The following is a 20,658-nucleotide window of genomic DNA, read 5'->3' as shown; positions in this document are numbered from 1 at the left end:
GGCGGAAACCCGCGCGGGGAGCGGAGCGGTGGCTGTCAGATGTGCGCCGCTCCGGCGCCCGCCTCCGTGTTCTCTCCCCGCTTGGTGAGGAACGCCACGAGGACGGCGACGGCGGCCACTCCGGCGGCGACCAGGGACGCCAGGCTCATACCGGAGAGGAACGTGTCGTGCGCGACCGTGGTGATCTTCGCGGCGATCTCCGCCGGGGTGCCCTCGGCGACCGGCGCGGCGCCCTGCTGGACGGCCTGCTTGGCCTGGGCGAGCTGGGCCTCGTCGAGCGGCGGGAGTCCCGCGTCCTTCCAGTTGCCCGCGAAGTCGCTGTCCACCTTGGACGTCATCACGGCGCCCAGGACGGCCGTACCGAGGCTGCCGCCGATCTGCATCGCGGCCTGCTGGAGACCACCGGCGACACCGGACAGCTCCAGGGGCGCGTTGCCGACGATGACCTCGGTGGCGCCGACCATCACGGGGGCGAGGCCGAGGCCGAGGAGGGCGAACCAGAGGGACATCACGGCGCTGCCGGTGTCCGTCTCCAGCGTCGACATGCCGTACATCGCGATCGCGGTGAGGGCCATGCCACCGGCCAGCGGGATGCGCGGCCCGGCCTTGGTGATCAGCGCGCCGGCGAGCGGCGAGCCGACGATCATCATGCCGGTGAGCGGGAGCAGGTGCAGACCCGCGTCGATGGGGCTCATCCCGTGCACGTTCTGGAGGTAGAACGTCACGAAGAACAGGCCGCCCATGAAGGCGATGGCCATCAGGACCATCAGCACGACACCCGCCGACAGCGGTACGGAACGGAAGAGGCCCAGCGGGATGAGCGGCTCCTTCACCTTCGTCTCCCAGAAGGCGAAGAGGGCGAAGCCGACGACGGAGACGGCCAGGAAGGTCCAGGTCTGGGCGTCGCCCCAGCCCCACTCCGGGGCCTTGATGAGCGCCCACACCAGGCAGAACATGGCGCCGGACAGCAGGGCGATGCCCAGGACGTCGAAGGAGCGCGGGGCGTTCTCGGCGCGGTGGTCCAGCAGGATCCAGGCGCCCAGGGCCACGGCGAGGACGCCGACCGGGACGTTGATCCAGAACACCGACTGCCAGCTCACGTTCTCCACGAGGAAGCCGCCGAGGATCGGGCCGCCCGCTGTGGAGGCGCCGATGACCATGCCCCAGATGCCGATGGCCATGTTCAGCTTCTCGGCGGGGAAGGTGGCGCGCAGCAGGCCGAGTGCGGCCGGCATCAGCAGCGCGCCGAACAGGCCCTGGAAGACACGGAAGGTCACCACGAAGGCGACCGAGTTCGACAGGCCGATGGCCCCGGAGGCGGCGGCGAAGCCGACCACGCCTATGAGGAAGGTCTGCCGGTGGCCGAAGCGGTCGCCCAGCTTGCCCGCGGTGATCAGCGTGACGGCGAGGGCGAGGAAGTACGCGTTGGTGATCCACTGGACATCGGCCCAGGTGGCACCCAGATCTTTCGCGATGGCCGGGTTGGCGATCGCCACGATGGTGCCGTCGAGGGCGACCATCATGACGCCGACGGCCACGGTGAGGAGGGTGAACCAGGGATGGCCGCGCAGGCCCCGGCCCTGGTTCGTCGTCGGGTCCGACGGGACGCCTGGCGCCTTGTCCCCGGGTCCTGTCTTGTCGACAGTGGTCTGACTAGTCATGCCGCGAGGCTAATGTCAGTCACTGACAGTTGACAAACCGTTTCACAAGTCGGTAACTGTCACGGCACTCGCCGCAGGCGCGGGTGGAAACGAGGGTTCATGGAAACGGCGGCCACGGCGGTCACACCGGCGGAGGAACCGCCCGGGCTGCGCGAGCGGAAGAAGCGGCGCACCCATGACGCGCTGTTGCGCGCGGCCCTGGAGCTGTTCACGACCCGGGGGTACGAGGCGACGACCGTCGACGAGATCGCCGGAGCCGTCGACGTCTCGCAGCGCACCTTCTTCCGTTACTTCGCGGGCAAGGAGGAGGCGGCCCTCGCGGTCATCGGCCTCACCCAGGAGCACTTCCTGGCGGCCGTACGCGCCCGGCCGGCGCACGAGGCCCCGCTGGAGGCTCTGCGCAACGCCGTCCTGGACGGCTGGGACGCCCTCGGTGAGGCCGTCGCGCGGATCATCCCCGTCGACCTCTACCTGCGCGCGTACGGCATGGTGGAGTCGACGCCCGCGCTGCTGGCCGCGCATCTGCGTCGCGCGGACGAGGTGGCACGGGAGGTGGAACGGATCATCGCCGAGCGCGAGGGGCTCGACGTGGACACCGACCCCCGGCCGCGGGTGGCGGTCGCCCTCTTCGGCGGGGTGATGCGTGTGACCGAGCGCATGTGGGCCCTGGGCGGCGACCTCAGCATGGAGGCGATGCGCGATCTGACCGCCGCACACCTGGACGCCGTACGGCCGTCATTGGCCGAAAAGTGGCGCACTGACTGAAACACTGAGGGAACGGCATCAACGGGACCTTCTCTGCGCATTGCACGGAACGGGCGTGATCGAAACGTGATCCCCCTCACTTGGTTAACGCGAGACCCTTCCGTTCTCTTAGTGTGTCCTTTCAGTGACTTCCTTCGACTCCTCCCCGCAACTGAACGTCTGGCGCGCACTGCTTGCGCTGGCCGTGGTTTTCGTGATGCTGGCGACCACCGGCTGGACCGCGATCCGCAGCCATCGAGAGGAGTCGCCACTGAAGGCGTCGCTCTCCGCATGGCAGCGCGGACATCTCGACGGCCGTGAACTGCCGGACGCCACATCGTCCCCGCAGCGCCTGGCCGCCTTCTTCGCCTCGCTCACCGCACCGCAGCGCGCCCGGCTCGCCCACCGCTACCCGCTCGCGGTCGGCAACATGAACGGCGCCCCCGTAGAACTCCGCTACCGCGCGAACCGCATCGCGCTCCGGCAGCAGAGCGAGAAGGAACGGGAGCGCACGCGCGACGAGCGGCTCTCCCGGACCGGCCAGCACGAGGCCGGCCGCCGGATGCACCGCTTCGACATGCTGGCCGTGAAGCAGCGGAAGATCCTCGCCTTCGACCCCCAGGGCACCGGCCGGGTCGCCGAGGTCTTCGGCAGCCTCGACAAGGCCGAACGCGTCTCGGTCGTCGTCCCCGGCGTCGACACCGACGTCCTCAACTTCCAGCGCACCAACCGCCGCTACTCCGCACCCGTCGGCATGGCCAAGGCGCTCTACAAGGCCGAGCGCGCGGCGAGCCCCGGGACGCGTACGGCCGTGATCGCCTGGGCCGACTACACCGCGCCCGACGGGCTCGGCCTCGACTCGGCCACCTCGCTCCGCGCCGAACAGGGCGCGGTCCGGCTGAACACGCTGGTGCGGGCCCTGCCCGGCAGTTCCACGGTCGCGCTGGTGTGCCACAGCTACGGCTCCGTGGTGTGCGGGGTCGCCGCGCACTCGCTGCCGTCGCGGGTCACCGACATCGCGGTCGCGGGCAGCCCCGGTATGCGGGCCGACACGGTCGGACAGCTGCGTACGTCGGCCCGGGTGTGGGCCATGAGGGACGCCGACGACTGGGTCCAGGACGTGCCCTACCTGGAGGTCGGCGGGCTCGGTCACGGCACCGACCCGGTCTCGGCGGAGTTCGGGGCCCGGATCCTTTCGGCGGCCGACGCCCACGGGCACAGCGGCTATTTCGAGCCGGGCACGGAAAGCCTGTACAACTTCGCCGAGATCGGCATCGGCGCTTACGACTCGGTGCGCTGCGCGCGGGAGGACGACGCCTGTCTGGCGGGTCTGTCCGACAGCGCTGCGGCCTGACGCGCGTAGAGGAGCGGAAAAGTGCGGTTCGCCTCGGTCGGGACTTCGCCGCGTCGCACGCATACGATGAGCCGCATGGGTGACGTACTGGCCGGATTTCATGCCGCCTGGGAGTTCGAGTCCGACTCCGTGCTCATCCGCTTCGAACGGGGGATCCGTACGCCGAAACTCTTCGCCGCGCTCGGCGAGCGGCGCATCCCCCTGGAAGCGATCGCGGACGTGACGCTGACGCCGGGGAAGCGGGGCACCGTCGTTCTACGTGCCGTGCCCAGACCCGGCGCCGATCCACTGATGGAGGTCGCCGCGGACCAGCTGAAGGAGAGCTCCGACCCGTACCGGCTGGTGCTGCCGGCCGAACGGGAGACGCTCGCGGAGTACTACGCCGACGAGCTGCGGGCGCGGTTGACCGGGTCCGGGCCGGCGGAGCGGTTCCTGGTGGACGCTCCCGAGGTGCCGTTGCAGTTCAAGGCGTACGACGGGAAGGCGTCCTTCGACGGGCGGTCCGTGTCGTTCCGGTGGTCCTGGACGGGCGCCTCCTCCGCGAAGTGGAAGGCCGGGGACCAGAGTTTTCCGGTGAGTTCGCTGAGCGGGGTCGAGTGGCGGTCGCCGGAGGCCTTCGAGGGACATCTGCGGCTGCTGCGACGCGACACGCAGGTGCGTGCGCAGCCCGACCAGGATCCCGCGACCGTGGTGTTCGGGCTGGGGTACGGGCCGGTGCACGAGTCGTTGCCGTTCGCCGCGGCCGTGTTGGCGGCGGTGCGGTCCGGCTCCGCCGGGCCCGCGGAGGTGGCGGTCGCCGCCGGACCGCGGCGGGATCCGGCCGACATCGCCGACCGGATCCGGCATCTCGGGGAGTTGCATCAGGCGGGGCTGGTCACGGACGAGGAGTTCAGTGTGAAGAAGGCGGAACTCCTGGCGGAGCTTTAGCGGAAGCGCCGTTGAGGCTCGCTGCCCGGCCGACCGCGGATGCGTTGTGGTTGCTCGCGCAGTTCCCCAAGGCCCCTTGGGGCGCTGTCCTACTCCCTGCCCGCGGAAGCGAAGCGCATGTCCGGGTAGCGGTCGCCCGCCACCCTTGCCGCGATGGGTTCGAGGAGGGCCATGTCGTCCTCGCGGAGGACGATCCTCGTGGCCGCCGCGTTCTCCTCGACCCTGGTCGGCCTGCGGGTTCCCGGGATCGGGACGACCGGGAGGCCGTGCGTCGCCGACTGCTGGTGGACCCAGGCCAGGGCTATCTGGCCGGGGGTGGCACCGTGCGCCTCGGCGACCTGGCGGATCGGGGCCAGGAGCGCCGCGTTCGCCTCCGCGTTGTCGCCCGTGAAGCGGGGCTGCTGACGGCGGAAGTCGTCCGGGGTGAGGTCCTCGGCCCTGGCGAAGGAGCCGGTGAGGAAGCCTCGGCCGAGCGGGGAGTAGGCGACGAGGGTGACGCCGAGGTCACGGGCGGCGGGCACGACGTTCGCCTCGATGTCCCGGCTGAAGAGGGACCACTCGGACTGGAGGGCGGCGACGGGGTGCACGGCGTGGGCGGCGCGCAGTTCGGCGGCCGTGACCTCGCTGAGGCCCAGGTGCTTGACCTTGCCCTCGCGGACGAGGTCGGCCATGACGCCGACGGTCTCCTCGATCGGCACGTCCACATCACGGCGGTGCATGTAGTAGAGGTCGATCACCTCGACGCCGAGGTGGCGCAGGCTCGACTCGACGGCCTCGCGGATGTGCGGTTCGTCGTTGCGGATGATCCGCTTCGTCGGGTCGTCCGGGTCGACGGCCAGACCGAACTTGGTGGCGATGACGAGGTCTTCGCGGTGCGCCGTGACGAAGGGCGAGAGGAACCTCTCGTTCTCGCCGGCGCCGTACGCCTGGGCCGTGTCGTACAGCGTGACGCCCAGCTCCAGCGCGCGTTCCAGGGTGGCCCGGGACTCCCGCGCGTCCGAGGGGCCGTAGGCGAAGCTCATGCCCATGCAGCCGAGGCCCTGTACGCCGACCTCGGGGCCTTCCGCCCCCAGCCGTGTCTTCGCGATGGTGCCGTCCGTCATGAGGCCCTCTCCGACGCCAGGGCCTGCCCGGCGTCCGCATAGAAGCTGATCTTTCGGTCGAGCACGTCCAGGGTGTCCTGGAGCTCGGCGATCCGGGACAGGACGTCCTGCCTGGTCTGCTTGAGCAGGTCGAAGCGCTCGCTGTAGGTGTGGTCACCCTCGCGTACCAGCTCCGCGTAGCGGACCATGTCGGCGACGGGCATGCCGGTGAGCCGGAGCTTGCCGACGAGGTCGAGCCAGTCGAGGTCGCGGTTGCGGTAGCGGCGCTGGCCGGTGTGCGAGCGGTCGATGTGCGGCATCAGCCCGATCCGCTCGTACCAGCGCAGGGTGTGGGCCGTCAGGCCGGTGAGGACGACGACCTCGCTGATCGTGTACCGGTCCTGTCCGTCCGGGCGCCTGGGCTGCCGCGGTGGACCGGCGCAACTGTCGGTACGGGCAGTGCTCGTGGTCTCCATCACCGTCATGACCTCCACGCTAAGACCTTGGAGTGCGCTCCAAGCAAGCGAATACGGGTTCGACCATGATGGAGTGTGGGCGGTCAGTCGTCCGACGGGGGGTCAGTTCCCTTCCACAGGCGGAGCTTGTCGGGGTTGAGCACCCCCCAGATGCGCTTGATCCGGTCACCCACGACATCGAACGCCAGCACCGAGACGGTGACACCGTCCCGCTGAGCCGCCAGACCGGGCTGGCCGTTGACCGTGCACTGCAGGATCGTCATGTCACGGACCGCGTCGGCCCGGTCGGCGAAGAAGCGCGCGACCTGCTCCGCGCCTTCGATCGGGCGGAGCTGCGCGCTGACGAATCCGCCGCCGTCGCCGGTCGCCGTGGCGTCGGGGGCCAGCAGGCCGATGAGGGCGTCGATGTCCTTCGCCTCCCAGGCCTGCTTGAAGGCCCTGACGGTGTCGGCCCGCCCGGACGCCGGGCTCGCGGGTGGCCGCGAGGAGCGAATACGACGGCGGGCCGACGAAGCCAACTGGCGGCATGCCGCGGGCGTACGGCCGACGATCTCGGCCACTTCCGCGAAGGAGTAGCGGAAGACGTCGTGCAGGACGAAGGCGACACGCTCGGCCGGGGTCATCGCCTCCAGCACGACGAGGAAGGCCATGTTGACCGACTCGTCGAGGGTGACCCGGTCCGCCGGGTCGGCCGTGGTGCCCGCCCCCCGCCCGCTGCTCCACTCCGCGCGGTCGGGCAGGGGTTCCGGTATCCACTCGCCCACGTAACGCTCCCGCCTGGCCCGTGCCGAGCCGAGCAGGTCGAGACAGATACGACTGGCGACGGTCGTGAGCCAGCCACCGGGGGACGCGATGCCGTCCCGCTGCTGCTCGGACATGGCGTACCAGCGGGCGTAGGTCTCCTGGACGACGTCCTCGGCTTCGGCCAGGGAGCCGAGCAGCCGGTAGGCGACATTGATGAGCTGGTGCCGCTCGCTGACGATCGCGCGTATGCCCTCGTCGGGTCGGCCGTCTCCCGGCTCGGACGGATCGGTCACGGTCTCGACGACTCCCTCGGTCTCACAACTGCCTCACCCGGTACGACGAGACACCACCCCGAAGTGTGAGGTCGGCGGGTCGCCTCACATTTCGAGGGGCTGTGTCGTCGGAGTGCTGGGACCACCCACCATGCCTCAGGCCGCGGCGGCCCGCATCCACGCAGTCTTCCCTCCAGGAGCGATCAAGCATGACGACCACGACACCCATCGGCGAACTGACCGGCGACTACGTCTTCGACAGCGCGCGGACGCGCGTCGGCTTCGTCGCCAAGGCCATGTTGGTCACCAAGGTGCGCGGGCAGTTCGACGAGTTCGAGGGCAGCGCGCACCTGGACGGCGGCGACCCGTCGAAGTCGACCGCCCAGTTCTCCATCCGGGCGCGGAGCATCCAGACCCGCAACCAGAAGCGCGACGACCACCTGCGCAGCGGCGACTTCCTTGACGTGGACAACCACCCGGCCCTCACCTTCACGTCGACCCGGGTGCGGCAGGTCCACCAGGCCGGCTTCCAGGTCACCGGTGATCTGACCATACGTGGCGTGACCAAGCCGGTCACCGTGGACTTCGAGCTGACCGGCGCCGAGAACGACCCGCAGGGCTCCGCCCATGTCCGTTTCGCGGGCAGCACGACCATCAACCGCAACGACTGGGCCGTCAGCGGGGGCAAGGGCATGGTCGGCCCGAAGGTGACGCTGGAGATCGAGGTCGTCGCGGTCAGGCAGCCCTGACCCAAGCCCGACGAGGGGAGAACCCCTCATCGGTCGTCCCCGGCCCTGACGCGGTGGCATCCGTCCACCCGGGCCGGACACGTGTCCCGTATACGAAAGAAGGAAATCGATCATGGTGTCCGTGAACGCGGCGGTCATTTACTACAGTTCCACCGGCAACGTGCACGCCCTGGCGCGGGCCGTGGTGGAGGGCGCGGAGAAGGCCGGTGCGCAGGTGCGGCTGCGCAAGGTCGCGGAGACGGCCCCGCCGGAGGCGATCGGTGCCAGGCCGGAGTGGGCCCAGCATCTGAAGGACACCGCCGATGTGGGCGTGGCCGGGCATGAGGACCTGGAGTGGGCCGACGTGGTGCTGTTCGGCACGCCCACCCGCTTCGGCAGCCCGGCCAGCCAGCTCAGGGCGTTCATCGACACCACCGGTCCGCTGTGGTTCCAGGGCAAGCTCGCGGACAAGGTGTACTCGGCGTTCACCGTGTCCAACACCGCCCACGGCGGGCAGGAGTCCACCCTCCTCGCGCTGGGGAACACCTTCCACCACTGGGGCGGCATCATCGTGCCGCCCGGCTACACCGATCCGGTCCAGTTCCAGTCGGGCAACCCCTACGGCACCTCCCATGTCGCCGGCGGCAACACACCTCCCGGCGAGGTGGCCCTGCAGGCGGCCCGCCACCAGGCGCGCCGCGCCGTCGAGACCGCCGCCGCGCTCAAAGCCGGCCGCACCGCCTGACCCCACAGGCGACACTGCGGGCGCCTCGCCCTGCCGAAGCCGACGCCAACGCCGACGCCGACGCCAATGCCGACGCCGACGCCGACGCCGACGGAACACCGTGAACGCGCGTTGAACCGCTGAGACGCACCCTGGTCGCCGCCGAGCTCGTGAAGTGCCCGAGCTCGGCGGACGGGGTGACCGGGGACGCCGGCTGCGCACGGGTTCTTCGCCCCGCCGCCCCCACCGCCCCGCCCGTCCCCTCACCGCTGCCGCCCAGTCGCTCGCCGCTCTCACGCCCGAGAGTTTGGCCGGTTCCGAACTGGTTGCAGGCGACACCTTGTTTCCGATTCCCGCAGGCTGCCCGCGCGCACGGCAGAGCGACGTTCGAGAAACCGAAAACGCGGGCTCAACGAATTTCGGCGGGTCGAGAAGAAACCCGACGGCACAGCCAGATCACGCCAAAATTTCCCCGCAACCTTTGAGCCGATCAAGTAGTAGATATCCGGACGAGCCGGATTGCCCCTTTTCCGGTGCCCGCCTCCGCGCGGTCGACCGCACACACCGTCACCATGAAATCTGCGGCACCACCACAGAACACAACCGGCCTTGACAAGCCATCTGTTCGAAAAACATACTCATTCCCGTGTGTGGTGGCGCCCACCGGGGGGATTCGCAGCCACCCCCACACCGGCAAGGGGGAATGTTGGTGAAGTGACATCCGTCGGCGCTCGAGGGCGTGCCGCACTCCGCTCCGCCGGCCTCGTATCTCTGCTCTCCGTCGCTGACCTCGCTGTCCGACGGACCGGCATCTTGATTACTGACACGAATGACCAGTACATCTTTCCTGCCGTCGGCTCACCCAGAACCAGAGAAAACTAACGGGGAATCCATTGCGACAACATCTCGCGGCACCGTCGGACACCGAAATCGAAAAATATTCGGCGGAATTACAGGACATTACAATTCCAACGAGCATGGTGGAGTTCCGTGCGTTGGGCCCGGTGGAGGCAGTGGTCGCCGGTCGGCCGGTACGGCTCGGAGCGCCCAAACAACGTATGTTGCTCACCTTGCTGGTGAGCCGAGTCGGCCGGCCGGTACCGGTGGACGTGATGCTGGAGGTGTTGTGGCCGGAAGGCCCGCCGCCATCGGCGATGACCTCGCTGCAGGCCTATGTGGCCAATCTCCGCAGGGCACTGGAACCCGGCCGGGCCCCACGCACACCGACGAAGGTGCTGCGCACGGGCGGTCGGAGCTATCTCCTCGACGGCAACGTTGTCGACGTGGACGTCCATCGTTTCGAGAGACGCGCCAGAGCCGGATGGGAGGCGTGGAACCGAAGTGATCCGCACCGGGCACTGAGCGAGTTCGAGGCCGGATTGGCGTTGTGGCGGGGCGAGGCCTATACGGAGGTGTCCCACGCCGTCCATGTGGCAGCGGAGGCGGCACGGCTGAGGGAACTGCGGCTGTCGGTGGTCGAGGGACGCTGCGCGGCGCTGCTGGCCGCCGGTGCCCACGAGGTGGCGGTCGCCGAGTTGGAGGCCTTCACCAAGGCCCACCCACTGCGCGAGTACGGCTGTGAGCTGCTGAGCCGGGCCTTGTACCGGGCCGGACGGCAAGCCGACGCCCTGGCGGTGCTGCGGGCCAACCAGCGGCGGCTGGGAGAGGAACTGGGCATCGATCCCAGACCGGCGCTGCGCGATCTCGAGCGTGAGATCCTGAGCCACGCGCCCGCTCTGGACTGGCGCCCGCCCCCGGCCGGGCGCGCCGTGCCGACGCCGAGCGGGCCGCCGCACGCACCGCGGGCCCGTACCAATGTCCTCCCGCGGTCCGAGCCGGCCGCCGTGGACGAGGAGATCTTCGTCGGCCGTCAGGGAGCGCTCCGGCAATTGGCCGCGGCGGCGTCCGCGGCGGCGGCGGGCCGGGGGCGGGTGGTGACGGTCTCCGGTGAGCCGGGGATCGGCAGAACCAGCCTGCTGCGACGTTTCGCCGAGACGGCGGATGCGCCGGTGCTCTGGGGGGCCTGTCCCGAACATGTCGCCACACCGTCGCTGTGGCCCTGGCGGCAGGTGCTGCGGATGGCGGGCACCCACTGCCCGGGACATCCGGTGTCAGGACCGGTGTCCGAACTGCTCGACGGGGAGACGCACCGGTCGGTGGACGACGCGTACACGGACGCCATGCGGCTACGGCAGTTCGAGGCGATCGTCGACTACCTGACCGGCGCGGCCGACGCCGGACCGCTGATCATCGTGCTCGACCACCTGCATCAGGCGGACCGGAGCTCGCTGCGGCTGCTGGCCCACCTGGCCGAGTCGGTGCCGGAGAGCCGTTTGCTGGTGGCCGTGTCCTACCGCTCGGACGAGGCGGCGGCCCTGGCCGGGACGTCGGCCGCACTGGCCCGCGCCGAGTTGACGCGCGTAAAACTGGACGGCCTGAACGTCACGGAGACCCAGGCCCTGGCGAGCGCGATGCTCCACCGGGAGGTGAGTGATGCCACGGCGGGGGAACTCCGGTCCCGCGCCGGAGGCAACCCGTTCTACCTGCGGGAGCTGATCAAGACGTTGGACGGCGAGGAACGTCCGGACCGGCCCCGTACGGCACCGGTTCCCGTACCGGTGCGCGAAGTGGTGCTGGGCCGCGTCGCCGAACTGCCGCCGCCCGCGGCCAGGTTGCTGTCCGCGGCCGCCGTCGCCGGCCGCCGCTTCGCCATCGACGCCGTCGCCGAGGCCTCCTCGGTCGAGATCGAGAAGGCCCTGGAGGCCGTGGACACCATGGTCGCGGCGGACCTGATGACGGAAGACCCACAGCGGCTGGGCTGGTACTCCTTCACCCACGGTCTGACCGCCGAAGTGCTCTACGAGACCATGGGACGGCTGCGCCGGGCCCATCTGCATCGACGGATCCACGCGGCGGCCACACGGACCCGGCCGGAACACCTCCTCAAGGGGGTCGAGTGCACCCGCCCCTGGTCGCTGGACGAGTGAACGCGCGGGTCACGTGGTCCGCTGTGTCGCGCTGACGGCCATGGCGGCGAGCCGCTCCTTGGCACAGCCGGTCGCGCCGCTCGCCTCCAGCGCGGCGACGGCCCGATCGGTGCGGCGGACGATGTCCTCCTCGACATGGTCCACCGCACCGGTGTCGGTGATCACGGCACGGATCGCGTCGAGTTCGTCGTCGGTGAGATCGGTGCCGATCTTCGCCCTGAGGAAGTCTGCCGCGTCCGGATGACGTTCGTCCGCGCGCTTCAGCGCCACCGCGAGCAGCACGGTGCGCTTGCCCTGACGCAGATCGCCCCCCGACGGCTTGCCCGTGGCCGCCGGGTCTCCGAACACTCCCAGCAGATCGTCGCGCAACTGGAACGCGATGCCGATGTCGACACCGAACGCCCGGTACGCGGCGACGAGCTCGGGGTCCGCGCCGGCGATCGCGGCGCCGAGGTGCAGCGGGCGTTCCACCGTGTACGACGCGGTCTTGTACCGGTCGACGCGCAGCGCGGTGTCGATGTCCTCGTCACGGCCGACCTCGGCCGTCAGGTCGAGCAGTTGACCGCACAGGACCTCGGTGCGCATGGCCGACCACACCGGTCCGACGCGGGCCTGCGCGTCCATCGGGAGCCCGGACATCCGGATCATGTCATCGGCCCAGCCCTGGGCCAGGTCCCCGATCAGGATCGCGGCGCCCGTGCCGTACAGCTCCGGATCACCGGACCAGCGCCGTGCCCGGTGGCGCTGGGCGAACGTCACGTGCGCGGCGGGAAAGCCACGGCGGGTCGGGGACGCGTCGATGACGTCGTCATGGATCAAGGCCGACGCATGGAGCAGTTCGAGCGCGGCGCATGTACGGAGCACCGCCTCCCCGGTCGAGCCGGTCTCGTCGCCGCCGGCGCCGATCCAGCCGAGCCACGCGAAGGTCGGTCGCACGCGTTTGCCGCCGCGCAGCACATGGGTCTCCAGCTCGGCGACCGCGTCCGCGGCACTCCGGCCGATCACCTCGGCCTCGGCCCGGCGATCGGCGAAGAACGCCCGGAGTGCGGCGTCGACGGCGTCCGTGCTCAGGACGGCCTCGGGATGTCCGGCGGTCACGACCTCACCGCCCGCCGTCGCGGGATGAGACGTTCATCGGCTACCCCTGCTTTCGTCCGAGTCGGACAGCAGCATCTGGTCCTGCATCCGATCCTGCCACTTGTAGTACGACTGGAGTTTGAAGTTCTCCTCGCCGGTCGACGAGACGCCGGCGTAGTAGATGAACCGGCCGTCGGCGGCGCTGTACGGGACGCTGCTCAGGAACTTCTCGATTTTCGGCTCGATCGGAATCGGAAGCGCCGTCATGTTCGGGGCCATCACCGAGAAACAGAACCGTTCGATCTTCGGGGAGTCCCAGCTCAGTGTGGTGTAGATACCGAATGCCTGCTGGCCGAGCTTGAGCATCCGCTCGCTCGGATCCGGCATTTCCACTTCCTTGAGCATCGACACGATGGTCTGCGGTTCGAGGCATTCGGCAGGCAGTCCACCGAAGTACAGGTTCACCGTTCTGTTCCGGTAATCGATTCCGAAGACGTTCACCTTGTCGCCGTCCAGGCCATGACGGGCGAAGAAATCGAGGTTCTCGGACAGGCTGCTCGGCATGGACGGGAGGTCGAGAAGGCCCGGCAGGCTCTGCATGCCGTCCGGGGGGAAGAAGGCGTAGATCTTCTTGAAGCCGCCGACGGCTCCGAAGTCGACGCCGTAACTGTCGACGGGGCATCGTTCCCTGATCTCCGAGAGCAGGGTGCCGACGGGATGGTCGGTCTCCGCGGTGAGGCCGTGCGCCAGGGCGACGGCATGGGGATCAACGTCTTTGGGAACCGTGAAGCGCCAGTCGATGTCTCCCGTGTAACGCTCCCCGGTCCCCACCCGGAAGGCGATGACGGCCTGCGCGAGTGCGTCCTCGTACGCGGACAGAACGGACCGGATCCTGTCACGCGAATAGGGCACCTCCAGGAGCCGAGATGATTCCTCGATGGCCGAGTAGATTTCTGCCGACTCAGCGGTCTCGGACATTCATCCTCCGTTTGGTCGATCCGGAACGGCCGGTGTGCTCCGTATGCCGTCGATTGTTCTCCATGGAACTTGACCGGGACTGTTGAACGACTTGGCGTCGACTTGGCTCGGAAATTCCGTACGGGACCGACGGCTCCGGGGCCGGTCGACGCTCAGCGCCTTTCGTAGACGCGCTTGTGCCCGCGCAGCGCCGCCAGGCGGAAGGGCCCGGTGGTCTGCTCCGGGGTCGGGTGGTCGCCGCCGTCGGCCGGGAAGGACCGCGCGTGCAGAGCGCGGTAGGCGGCGTGGTCGAGCGGCCGGCGCCGGTCGACCGCCTCGCGATGCGCCCCGGTGCGCAGGTGCTCCCGGTAGCCGGGTACGACGGTCCCGGCGAAGAACTCGGCGACGCTGCCGGATCCGTAGCTCAGGAAGCCGACGGACCGGCCGCCCAGATCGTCGGCCTGGTCGAGCAGTGCGGCGAGAGCGAGGTACACCGACGCGGTGTAGCTGTTGCCGACGACCTCGTTGTACGCCGTGGTCTGCCCGACGGCACGCGTGATCCTCTCCTCGTCGGTGTCGTACCCACACGTGTTCAGCAGGTGGCGGTGGGCCTTGCGGGCCATCTTCGTGAACGGCTGGTGGTAGCAGAACGCCGCGAACTCCTCCAGCGGATGGCCGCCCCGCTCCGTGTAGTCCTTCCAGGTGCCCGCCACCGCCTGCAGATACGCGGTGACGGACTCCTGTCCGTCGACCAGTGCCGCGTCACGGTAGTTGGGGCGCCAGAAGTCCATGACGTCGGCGGTGAACAGGCCCGACGGTTCCTCGACGCGCATCAGCGCGGGGTCCGAACCGATCAGCATGGCCACGGCCGCCGCGCCCTGGGTCGCCTCACCCGGACTGTCCGCCTCGTACTTCGAGATGTCGCTCGCGATCACCAGGACCTGTTGCGCGGGATCACGGTGGACGAGGCCCAGGGCGAACTGCAGGCCCGCCGTCGCCGCGTAGCAGGCCTGCTTCAGTTCGACGACCCTGGTGGCCGTCGGCAGCCCGAGCAGCGAATGGACGTACACACCGGCCGACTTCGCCTGGTCGACCGACGACTCCGTGGCGAACACGACGGTCCGGATCCGGTCGGCGCCGTGGCGGGCGATGACGGGCGCGGCGGCTGCCGCGCCCAGGGTCACGATGTCCTCGTCGGCGGCGGCCACGCTCATCGACCGCTGCCCGATGCCCACGTGGTACTTGGCGATGTCGGTGCCGTTGTGCTCGGCGAGCACCGTGTGCGGCAGGACGAACTCGGTCGTCGCGAACGACAGATCGTGCATTCCCGCGGCGAGATCCCTGGGCATGCTCTACACACCGACCTTCGCCGTCTTGTCGTCGCGTTCCCATTGCACGTGCGCGCGCATCAGTTCACCCGGGTTCGTCTGTGCCGCGAGGAGCGAGAGTTCACCGCACAACACCGTCGCCGCCGCGATGACGGCGAGGCGGCGCGCATTCTCCCCGGGTTCCCGGTCGGCCCTGCAGCCGAGCCGTTCCAGGTTGGCCTCCACGAAGTCGAGCCCCTTGCCGTTGCCCACCGTGCCGACGATCAGGTTCGGCAGCGTGCAGGAGAAGTAGAGGTCGCCGTCCCGGTCCTCGGCCATGGTGACGCCCTGGGAGCCCTCGACGATGTTCGCCGCGTCCTGGCCCGTCGCCAGATAGAAGCCGAGCAGCATGTTCGCGAAGTGCGCGTTCGCCGAGCGGATGCCGCCGGCGAGCAGGGTGCCGAGCAGGTTCTTGCGTATGTTCAGCTCGACCAGTTTCGCGGCCGACGTGTGCAGTACGCCGTCGACCACGGCGCGCGGCACGAGCAGCTCGGTGACCACGTTCTTGCCGCGTCCGAGGATGCCGTTGATCGCGGTCGCCTTCTTGTCCGTGCAGTAGTTCCCCGAGATCGAGCCGTAGGAGATCCCCGGAACGGTCTTCAACAGATGCTGCAGAAGGGCGTCCGAGGCCAGGGTCGCCATGTTGTGCCCGGAGGCGTCGCCGGTGGAGAACTCGAACCGGATGAACAGCAGGTTGGCCGTGATCTCGTGCCGGACGCCGATCAGTTCGGCGAACCTGCTGCAGCTGCGCACCACGTCGCGGAGCTCGTCGATCCGCGCGTCGATGGTCCGTGCGGCCGAGTGCGCGGTCCGCGCGTCCACCGCCTCGACGAGTACGGAACGTGTCATCCGCTCGTCGACGAGGGTGGCGACGATGCCGTGCTCGGCCAGCATGGAGACCTTCGCCCCGCGGCCCACGGAGGGCCACAGCGGCGACTCGTAGGTGGCGAGCGGAACGTGGGTCTCGGTGGTGGCGACGTTTCCCGAGATACGAAGGGGACCCACCCACTTCATCGGGACCCCTGCCGTCGTGTGCGTGTCGGTCATCGTGTGCTTCCCGTCAGCTCGTGGAGGGCCTCTGCGGAGCGGGATCGCCGGGCGAACGGCCGCGTGTCGATGCCCCGGTCGGCGCAGAAGGCGCGAAGTTCGCCGTGGATCAGCAGATCGCAGTGCGTCAGCTCGGTGGGCGTACGCGCGCCGAGCATGGTCTGCAGCGCCGCCAGATGGTCGAGCCACGTCGAGATCTGCTCGATCAGCCCCGGGACACCGCTGTCCATGAGCGTGCGGAGGAAGCCCCCGGACGCTCCGACGGCGCGGGCGCCGAGCGCCAGTGCGCGGGCGACGTCGAGGGGATCACGGACACCGCCGGAGGCGAGTACGGGGATACCGGCGTCCTGTGTGTCCAAGAGAGAGGCGGGAGTGGACAGTCCCCAGCCGCGGAGATACGCATAGTCGGCGAACTCGCGACGACCGTTCTCGATGGCGGCGAAGTTCGTGCCGCCCCGGCCACCGAGATCCGCGGCCCGCACGCCCAGGTCCCGCAGCGTCAGGACGGTCTCACGGCTCATCCCGAAGCCGACCTCCTTGACGATCACGGGGACTTCGACACCGGCCGCGATCTTCTCGATCTGCGGGACCCAGGACGAGAACGACCGGTCCCCCTCCGGCATCACCGTTTCCTGCACCGTGTTGATATGGATCTGCAGGGCGTCGGCCCGCAACAGGTCGACGGCCCGCCGCGCCTGCTCCACCGAGGCCGTCGCGTTGACGTTCGCCAGGACGAACCCGTCCGGATTCTCCGTACGCAGCACGCTGAACGTGTCCGCGCACGACGGGTCCTTGAAGTAGGCACTCATGGATCCCGACGCGAGGGGCACTCCGGTCTCCCGGGCGGCGACCGCCAGGTCCCGGTTGATGACGCCGGTCCTCGCGCTGCCGCCGGTCATCGCGTTGATGTACAGCGGCACCTGCCAGGAGATGCCGGCGAAGGTGGTGGCCGTCGAGACGTCCGGCCGGTCGATGCCGGCCAGGGCGTGGTGGACGAACGACACCTCGTCGAACTGATTGCGTCCGCTGTGGTCGCGTTGCTGCTCAACGGCGAGCCGGACGTGGTCGTCCTTGCGTTGCCCGATCATTCCTCGCTCCTTTCCATCGTGGGGCGGATCGGCAGGTGCCGCACGCCCGCCGCGGCCCATCGTTCGCGCAAGCCGGCGATGGCCGGCGCGGCTTCGGCGTCCAGCAGGGCGATACCGCAGTCGCCTCCCCCTGCCCCCGAGGGCTTGGCCGCGCCACCGACGGCTTCCGCGGTGTCGCACAGCGCCGTCAGCCCGGTGGTGAAGATTCCGAGACCGACCTCGTCGTCAAGCCGCGCCAACTCCTGCCGGGCGCGTCTGATCCGGCGCAGCAGGTCCGGGCCGTCCCCTCGCTCGAGCGCGGCGGTCGACGCGTCCACGCAGTCGGTGGTGGTCGCCACGAACCGCAGGTGGGACGCGCTGCCCCGCCAGGCCCGCCGCCGGTCCAGGCCGGCCACGAGTGCCGCGGTGGAGGCGGGCTTTCCGGTCCAGCCGACCTCCAGTACGAGGCCCTGTGGCGGCGGCAGTCGGCGCACCGAGAAACCCGGCCAGGGCTCGCGCAGCGCCGCCTCCACGCCCCGGCGTCCGGCCAGGTCGAGCACGGCGGCCCGGTCGGGCGCCCGGTACCGGATCCAGCCGCCCCACGTACTGGCGGCGAGATCACCGCCGGAGGCTCTGGCGTCGATTCCCGCCGTGGCGAGCAGGGCCAGGCGGAACCGGGCCTCGGGGGACAGGTCCAGGCCGCAGAAGGACGTCACGGCGTCGACGGTCGCCACGGTCACCGCGCCGCTCGAACCCAGCCCGAACTTCGTGCCGCCCTCGTGCAGTCGGCTGCTGACCGACACACTCAGCGAGGGCACGGCAAGGCCGCGTTCGACCAGCAGCCGGCCCACGATCTCGATCGCCGACACCACGTGGGCCAGGGCGCCGCGCGCACGGTGCCCGTCATCCGCGTCGCCGGTACCGAGCCGGTCGCCCCGCCACTGCCATCGCGCCCGGTACGGAGCGAGGTCGGAGGTGATCACGACGCCGCCCTCGCCGGACAGGGCCCCGGAGCCGGGGCCGGAGCCGTGGCCGGGGTCGTGGCCGTGGCCGGAGCCGGAGCCGGGGCCGGAGCCGGGGCCGGGGCCGGAGTCGGGGTCGTGGCCGTGGCCGGAGCCGGGGCCGGGGCCGGAGTCGGACACGGTGACGGTGACATGCCGGTCGACCGCCACCAGGATCGCCGGGGTACCGGGCTCCACCACCGCGTACTCCCCCGCGATGAACAGCTTGCCCGGCGCGTGCCGGACCACGGTTCGCCGATGGGTCATCGCCGCTCCCCGCACAGCAGGCGGGCGCCCGGTCCGGGCCCCGCGACGAGAACCTGGCCGTCCGGGACGGCGCCACGCAGGGCCCCGGCCACCCGGTCCGCGTCCCCGCGCCGGCAGAGCACCTTGACGTTGGGCCCGGCGTCCATGGTCGCGTAGGCCGCCACTCCGTCCCGTCTGAGCTGGAGCACGCTGTCGAGCACCGTGAGGGTGGCGGGCGCCAGGTAGCGCACCGCCGGGCGCGCCGCGAGCATGGTCGCGTGCATCCCGAGGGCGTTGCGCTCCGCGATCTCCCCCACCGCGTCGAGGTCGCCCCGGTGCAGCGCCACGCGCATGTCGGCCAGGTCGTCCTTGCTGGAGACGGCCCACGGCTCGTACAGCGGCGAGGTGTCGACGGTCCGCCGCATGGCCTCACGACTCGACACGGCCTTGGGCCCCGCGTGCACCACGGCGATGACCAGTGCGGGGTCGAGCTCTCCCACGGGCACCGGCTCTGCGTAGGAACCGAGGTCCGCTTCCTCGTCCGTCCCGGTGTCCGGGCCCGCGTGCCACAGGGCGAAGCCGCCGAAGACCGAGCGCGAGGCCGACCCGGATCCGCGCCGGGCCAGACGCGACAGCGCGGCCGCGTCGAGGCCGAGGCCGTACGCTGCCGCCGCGGCGACGGCGAGCGCGGCGAACCCACTCGCGGAGGACGCCAGGCCCGCCCCGGTGGGGACGGTGTTCTCGGTGTCGACGACGGCTCGTCGGGCGAGCCCGGCCCGCTGCCGCACCAGGTCCAGGAAGGCGGTGACGCGTCGCCGCGCCTCGCCCCGGAGGGGCACGCCGTCGAGCGTCACCGCGTCATGCTCCCTGTCGGGGGCGAGCCGGACGCGGGTGGTCGTCGGGAAGATGTCCAGGGTCATCGAGAGGCTGTCGGTCCGCGGCAGGACGAGCCGCTCGTCGCGCTTGCCCCAGTACTTGATCAGCGCGATGTTCGGGTGCGCGACGGCGGTGGCGGTCCCCGCGGTGGCCGGCTCCCGGAGACCGGTCGGCGTGTTCCGGTGTTCAGCGCGCATGGCCGGCGGGCTCCTTCAGTGGTACGACCCATGTCTGCACGGCGCCGGCCTCGTGCAGCTGCCGGGTGACCACCTTCGCCTGCTCGGCCCGGGTCAACGCGATCACACAGCCGCCCAGGCCACCTCCGGTGATCTTGGCTCCGAGGCTGCCTGCCGCGAGCGCGGCCTCGACCAGGGTCTCGATCCGGTCGGTGCTGAGGCCGGCCGCGCGCAGCAGTTCGTGGTAGTCCGTCAGGCGGGCGCCGAGTTCCTCCGGTTCGCCCTCGGCGAGGGCGTGCCTGGCCTCGTCGGTCATCTTCGAGGCACGGCTGACGAATGCCTCCCGCGCCCCGGATCTCCTCCCGAGTGCCGCGCGCAGGAGTTCCACCGCGTCCTTGGTCCTGCCCGTCTCTCCGCTGTCGGCGATGACGAACGAACCGTCGCAGCCGATGGGCAGTTCGCGCGCCTCCCCCTGCTGGAACAGCAGCGGGGCCGAAGCGGCGACGGTCCGGGCGTCGACACCGCTGGCCCTGCCGTGGACCACGTTCTCGGCCGTCTGCACCAAGTCGAACACCGTGCTCTCCGTCACCGCGCGGCCGAAGAGATCGGCGAGGGCGAGGACCATCGCGCGCGCACATGCCGCACTGGAGCCGAGCCCTCGGCCGGGCGGGATCGCGCACCGGATGATCACGTCGAGGTACGGGGCGTCGGGCATCCCCATGGCCGCCCTGCACGCGACGGCCAGTCGGCGCATACCGTCTGAGGCCGCCACCGTGGGCCCCGGTGCGGAACCGGTCGTCGTGAAGGCGACGCCGCACCGGTCTTCGGTGGCGTGGGCAGCCCACTTGGCTCTTGCCACGGCCTTGAGTCGCGGAACGGGGAGAGCGAGCGCCGGAGCCCCGTACACCACGGCGTGCTCCCCCAGCAGAATGGCTTTCGCGTGGGCGGCGCCGATCCCGACCGTACGAGCCCGGTGGTTCTCCGATCCGCCCTCCGCCGAGGTCGGTAAGGTCAACGCGCTCAACTCCCCTTGTCGCTTCTGCGTGGAGGTCGCCCCCTCGGTCGCGGATTCCGAGGTGAACAGGCGGCGGGACATGACACTCCGGAACGGTCGTGGGTGGGTTTCGTCCGGGCCCGAAGCGATC

At 70.3% G+C, this 20,658-nt stretch carries 18 protein-coding genes; 6 read left to right on the top strand and 12 right to left on the bottom strand.

Annotated features, from left to right (window positions below; genetic code table 11):
- Positions 1-35: 35 nt before the first annotated feature.
- Positions 36-1,661 carry a DHA2 family efflux MFS transporter permease subunit gene (locus ACFY9I_RS17720; protein ID WP_391002527.1) on the bottom strand — a complete coding sequence of 542 codons (1,626 nt, stop codon included), beginning with the start codon at positions 1,659-1,661 and terminating at the stop codon, positions 36-38.
- A 99-nt stretch (positions 1,662-1,760) separates the two neighbouring features.
- Here ACFY9I_RS17720 and ACFY9I_RS17715 point away from each other — a divergent pair, with 99 nt between their 5' ends.
- The 3 genes from ACFY9I_RS17715 to ACFY9I_RS17705 all read left to right on the top strand — a co-directional run bounded on the left by ACFY9I_RS17715 (position 1,761) and on the right by ACFY9I_RS17705 (position 4,686).
- Positions 1,761-2,426 (top strand): TetR family transcriptional regulator, encoded by a 666-nt coding sequence (locus tag ACFY9I_RS17715; RefSeq protein WP_391002525.1) that lies wholly within the window; start codon positions 1,761-1,763, stop codon positions 2,424-2,426.
- Positions 2,427-2,550: 124 nt separating this feature from the next.
- The gene (locus tag ACFY9I_RS17710) at positions 2,551-3,759 is read left to right on the top strand and encodes an alpha/beta hydrolase (RefSeq protein ID WP_391002523.1); all 1,209 of its coding nucleotides are present in this window, start codon (positions 2,551-2,553) and stop codon (positions 3,757-3,759) included.
- 75 nt (positions 3,760-3,834) lie between these two features.
- Positions 3,835-4,686 (top strand): DUF4429 domain-containing protein, encoded by an 852-nt coding sequence (locus tag ACFY9I_RS17705; RefSeq protein WP_391002521.1) that lies wholly within the window; start codon positions 3,835-3,837, stop codon positions 4,684-4,686.
- 89 nt (positions 4,687-4,775) lie between these two features.
- Here ACFY9I_RS17705 and ACFY9I_RS17700 read toward each other — a convergent pair whose 3' ends face one another.
- The 3 genes from ACFY9I_RS17700 to sigJ form a co-directional block, all read right to left on the bottom strand.
- Complete coding sequence (locus ACFY9I_RS17700) at positions 4,776-5,789, bottom strand: aldo/keto reductase (RefSeq protein ID WP_391002519.1); 1,014 nt, start codon at positions 5,787-5,789, stop codon at positions 4,776-4,778.
- Complete coding sequence (locus ACFY9I_RS17695) at positions 5,786-6,253, bottom strand: MerR family transcriptional regulator (RefSeq protein ID WP_391002517.1); 468 nt, start codon at positions 6,251-6,253, stop codon at positions 5,786-5,788. The genes ACFY9I_RS17700 and ACFY9I_RS17695 overlap by 4 nt, the downstream gene beginning before the upstream one ends.
- Before the next feature lie 74 nt (positions 6,254-6,327).
- Entirely contained in the window at positions 6,328-7,281 is a 954-nt protein-coding gene (gene sigJ / locus ACFY9I_RS17690; RefSeq protein WP_391002515.1) for an RNA polymerase sigma factor SigJ, read from the bottom strand.
- Positions 7,282-7,469: 188 nt separating this feature from the next.
- Here sigJ and ACFY9I_RS17685 point away from each other — a divergent pair, with 188 nt between their 5' ends.
- From ACFY9I_RS17685 to ACFY9I_RS17675, 3 genes are all read left to right on the top strand, one after another.
- A complete protein-coding gene (locus ACFY9I_RS17685; protein WP_391002513.1) occupies positions 7,470-8,009 on the top strand; it encodes a YceI family protein in 540 nt (179 codons plus the stop codon).
- Positions 8,010-8,121: 112 nt separating this feature from the next.
- Complete coding sequence (wrbA, locus tag ACFY9I_RS17680) at positions 8,122-8,733, top strand: NAD(P)H:quinone oxidoreductase (protein ID WP_391002511.1); 612 nt, start codon at positions 8,122-8,124, stop codon at positions 8,731-8,733.
- A gap of 956 nt (positions 8,734-9,689) precedes the next feature.
- Positions 9,690-11,699 (top strand): BTAD domain-containing putative transcriptional regulator, encoded by a 2,010-nt coding sequence (locus tag ACFY9I_RS17675; RefSeq protein WP_391002509.1) that lies wholly within the window; start codon positions 9,690-9,692, stop codon positions 11,697-11,699.
- A 9-nt stretch (positions 11,700-11,708) separates the two neighbouring features.
- Here ACFY9I_RS17675 and ACFY9I_RS17670 read toward each other — a convergent pair whose 3' ends face one another.
- From ACFY9I_RS17670 to mvk, 8 genes are all read right to left on the bottom strand, one after another.
- Positions 11,709-12,797, bottom strand: coding sequence for a polyprenyl synthetase family protein (locus ACFY9I_RS17670; RefSeq protein ID WP_391002507.1), 1,089 nt, complete (start codon positions 12,795-12,797; stop codon positions 11,709-11,711).
- Between the two features lie 33 nt (positions 12,798-12,830).
- Positions 12,831-13,754 (bottom strand): aromatic prenyltransferase, encoded by a 924-nt coding sequence (locus ACFY9I_RS17665; RefSeq protein ID WP_391002505.1) that lies wholly within the window; start codon positions 13,752-13,754, stop codon positions 12,831-12,833.
- A gap of 152 nt (positions 13,755-13,906) precedes the next feature.
- Entirely contained in the window at positions 13,907-15,082 is a 1,176-nt protein-coding gene (locus ACFY9I_RS17660; protein WP_391002503.1) for a hydroxymethylglutaryl-CoA synthase, read from the bottom strand.
- 3 nt (positions 15,083-15,085) lie between these two features.
- Complete coding sequence (locus ACFY9I_RS17655; RefSeq protein ID WP_391002501.1) at positions 15,086-16,147, bottom strand: hydroxymethylglutaryl-CoA reductase; 1,062 nt, start codon at positions 16,145-16,147, stop codon at positions 15,086-15,088.
- Positions 16,144-17,235 carry a type 2 isopentenyl-diphosphate Delta-isomerase gene (gene fni / locus ACFY9I_RS17650; RefSeq protein ID WP_391002499.1) on the bottom strand — a complete coding sequence of 364 codons (1,092 nt, stop codon included), beginning with the start codon at positions 17,233-17,235 and terminating at the stop codon, positions 16,144-16,146. The genes ACFY9I_RS17655 and fni overlap by 4 nt, the downstream gene beginning before the upstream one ends.
- A complete protein-coding gene (locus ACFY9I_RS17645) occupies positions 17,232-18,482 on the bottom strand; it encodes a phosphomevalonate kinase (RefSeq protein WP_391002497.1) in 1,251 nt (416 codons plus the stop codon). Before ACFY9I_RS17645 ends, fni begins: the two co-directional genes overlap by 4 nt.
- Positions 18,479-19,534 carry a diphosphomevalonate decarboxylase gene (mvaD, locus tag ACFY9I_RS17640; RefSeq protein ID WP_391002495.1) on the bottom strand — a complete coding sequence of 352 codons (1,056 nt, stop codon included), beginning with the start codon at positions 19,532-19,534 and terminating at the stop codon, positions 18,479-18,481. The genes ACFY9I_RS17645 and mvaD overlap by 4 nt, the downstream gene beginning before the upstream one ends.
- Positions 19,524-20,528, bottom strand: a complete 1,005-nt coding sequence (gene mvk / locus ACFY9I_RS17635; protein WP_391002493.1) for a mevalonate kinase — start codon at positions 20,526-20,528, stop codon at positions 19,524-19,526. Before mvk ends, mvaD begins: the two co-directional genes overlap by 11 nt.
- Between the last annotated feature and the right edge of the window lie 130 nt (positions 20,529-20,658).

The organism is Streptomyces sp. NPDC012510, assembly GCF_042955065.1.
Classification (GTDB): domain Bacteria; phylum Actinomycetota; class Actinomycetes; order Streptomycetales; family Streptomycetaceae; genus Streptomyces.
The sequence above is the reverse complement of the archived record's forward strand: the minus strand, read 5'-3'. Positions and strand labels throughout refer to the sequence as shown.